The sequence below is a fragment of the Kitasatospora sp. NPDC127121 genome (assembly GCF_042677305.1).
Lineage (GTDB): Bacteria > Actinomycetota > Actinomycetes > Streptomycetales > Streptomycetaceae > Kitasatospora.
In genome coordinates, this window is record NZ_JBHXTQ010000055.1 from 55,413 (window position 1) to 57,928 (window position 2,516).

Sequence of the window (2,516 nt, forward strand, 5' to 3'; positions counted from 1 at the left end):
CCGCCACCCTGCTGCTCACCCCCGTCGCCGACTTCCTCCTCGCCCCGGAGGGCGTCCGCCCGACGGCCCCCCCCCCCCCCCCCCCCCCCACCGCCCCAGCGGCCGGGGGCCCCACCCCCCCCCCCCCCCCTCTTTTCGTTCCCCGCGTCGTTCTCGGCGTCTTTCTCCTCGCCGCCCTCTTCACCGCCGCCTCCCGGCCGGGCGTCAAGCCGTCAGCCGCAGGAACAGGCCGGATCGGCATCCCGGTCGGCGTGCCGGGCGCCGGGGATGTGCGGCAGCCGGGCCGCCGAGACCACGCCCTCCAGGTAGCCGCGGGCCCGCTCGGTCCGGGGGTAGGCCTCCAGCAGGGCCCAGAACGCCGGACCGTGGTCCGGCACCAGCAGGTGGGCGAGCTCGTGCAGCAGCACGTAGTCGAGGACGTACTCCGGCATGCCCTGCAGACGGTGGGAGAGGCGGATCGTCCCCTCGCTGGGGGTGCACGAGCCCCAGCGCGAGTTCTGGTTGGTGACCCAGCGGACCTGGGCGGGCCGGGCACGATCGCCCAGGTAGGCGGCCGACAGCCCGCGGGCCCGGTCCATCAGCGCGTCGTCGCCGAGGATCCGGCGGCTCTCCTGGGCTGCGAGCTTCTCCAGCATCTGCGCGACCCAGCGCTGCTCCTCGGCGTGCGACATCCGGGCCGGGATCAGCACGATCGTGCGGTCGCCCTCGCGGTAGGCCGAGACGGTGCGGCTGCGGCGGGCGCTGCGGCGCACTTCCACCCGGCCGCGGTCGTGCGGATCCGGTGGCGCGGCGGCGGGTGGGTGCTGCGGCGACGCGGGCCTCGCCTGCTGATCCTGGTCCCGACGCCCACGCGTGCCGGGCGCCGCCACTTGCGACCCGGACGCTGCACGGGCACGCCGACGCGACGCCGGTGGATGGGAGTCCCGCTCGGCTGCCATGGCACACGACGTTACCCGGTACCACGGACAGAAGTCCGGTGCCGTGGCCGAAATCTTTCGTGGAGTGATCGGGAACGAAAAGTCGACGGCGGGTGTCCGGAAACTGGCGCCGGAGCGGATGGACAGTTATCCACAGGGTCTGCGAACAGATGATGTGATCATGAGCCCGAGCCTGTGGATAACTTTGCGCACGACGTCGGCGCGATGGGGCATGCTGCGGTCAGCCGTCCGGAAACGATCGGAAGGGAGATCGCCGTGCGCCTCGTACTGAAGCCCGCCCTGTCCCGCAGCTGGCGGGACTCCGACACCCTGCAGTTCGGGACCATCACCCGCTACGCCGGGGTGCTCGGCCAGGCCGACAAGACCCTCTGCGACTTCCTCGGCCTGGTCGACGGGACCAGGGAGCGCCCCGAACTACTGGAGGCCGGCGAGCAGCTCGGCCTGGGCCGGGAGCCCGCCGACGCACTGCTGACCGACCTGGAGGAGACCGGGTTACTGGACGACGCGGAGGCGACCGGCACCGCGCTGGCCCGCTTCCCCCAGCCCCACCGGGACCTGCTCGGGCCGGACCTCGCCTCACTGTCCCTGGTCCACTCCGGCCCCGGCGCCGCACCGGCGGTCCTGGCCCGACGGGCCGGCGCCCGGATCGAGGTCCGCGGCGCGGGCCGGGTGGGCGCCGCCGTGGCGGCCGTGCTCTCGGCCGGCGGGGCGGGCACGGTCACCGTGGTGGACGGCGGCCGGGTGCGCCCCGGGGACTGCTCCCCGGCAGGACTGCCGCCGGGGGACGTCGGGCGGCTGCGGTTGACGGCCGCCCGGGAGGCCGTGCAACGGGCGTCGGGCCGACCACTGGTGCCCGTGCCCCGGCGAAAGCCCGACGGGCCGCCGCCCGACCTCGTGGTGCTCGCGCCCCGGGACGGGAGCGGGGCGTTCGCCGGCGGGACGTACGAGGCCCGGCTGCTGCTCCGGGCCGGGGTGCCGCACCTGTACGTCGGAGTGGTCGAGGAGTTCGGGGTGGTCGGGCCCCTGGTGCTGCCAGGGGTGTCGGCCTGCGGACACTGCCTGGTCCTGCGCCGGGAGGACGAGGACGCCGCTTGGCCCCGGATCCTGGCCCAGCTGGCGGACGGCGGGCCCGGCCGGGCGCGCACCCCGGCCTGCGACACGGCCCTGGCCACGATGGTGGCCGGCCTGGCGGCACTGCACGTCCAGATCCACCTGGACGGCGGGCGGCCGCCGAGCGTGGACGGGTGGTGCGAGGTATCGGCCGGCGAAGGGATGCCACGACGTCTGCGACTGCGCGGACATCCGGACTGCGGGTGCCTCTGGCAGCCGCAGCCACCGAGGTAAGGAGGAGAGGAACCCGCCGGGCGCAGGCCCGGCCGAGGAGAGGAACCTGCCGGGCGCAGGCCCGGCGGCTGCGAGGCTCGGCAGCCGCCCGGCCCCACGCCACGGCGGCCCGGGCCGGCGCCCGGCCAGGTGAGCCCATGGCCAGGTGAGCCCATGGCCAGGTGAGCCCATGGCCAGGTGAGCCCATGGCCAGGTGAGCCCATGGCCAGGTGAGCCCATGGCCAGGTGAGCCCA

The 2,516-nt window shown here is 75.4% G+C and carries 2 protein-coding genes; one reads left to right on the forward strand and one right to left on the reverse strand.

The features are described from left to right. Positions 1-212 precede the first annotated feature (212 nt). Positions 213-758, reverse strand: coding sequence for a M48 family metallopeptidase (locus ACFVHI_RS24995; RefSeq protein ID WP_244293373.1), 546 nt, complete (start codon positions 756-758; stop codon positions 213-215). A gap of 435 nt (positions 759-1,193) precedes the next feature. Between ACFVHI_RS24995 and ACFVHI_RS25000 the strand changes: the two genes are divergently transcribed. Then, entirely contained in the window at positions 1,194-2,282 is a 1,089-nt protein-coding gene (locus ACFVHI_RS25000) for a ThiF family adenylyltransferase (protein ID WP_380342849.1), read from the forward strand. Positions 2,283-2,516: the final 234 nt, after the last annotated feature.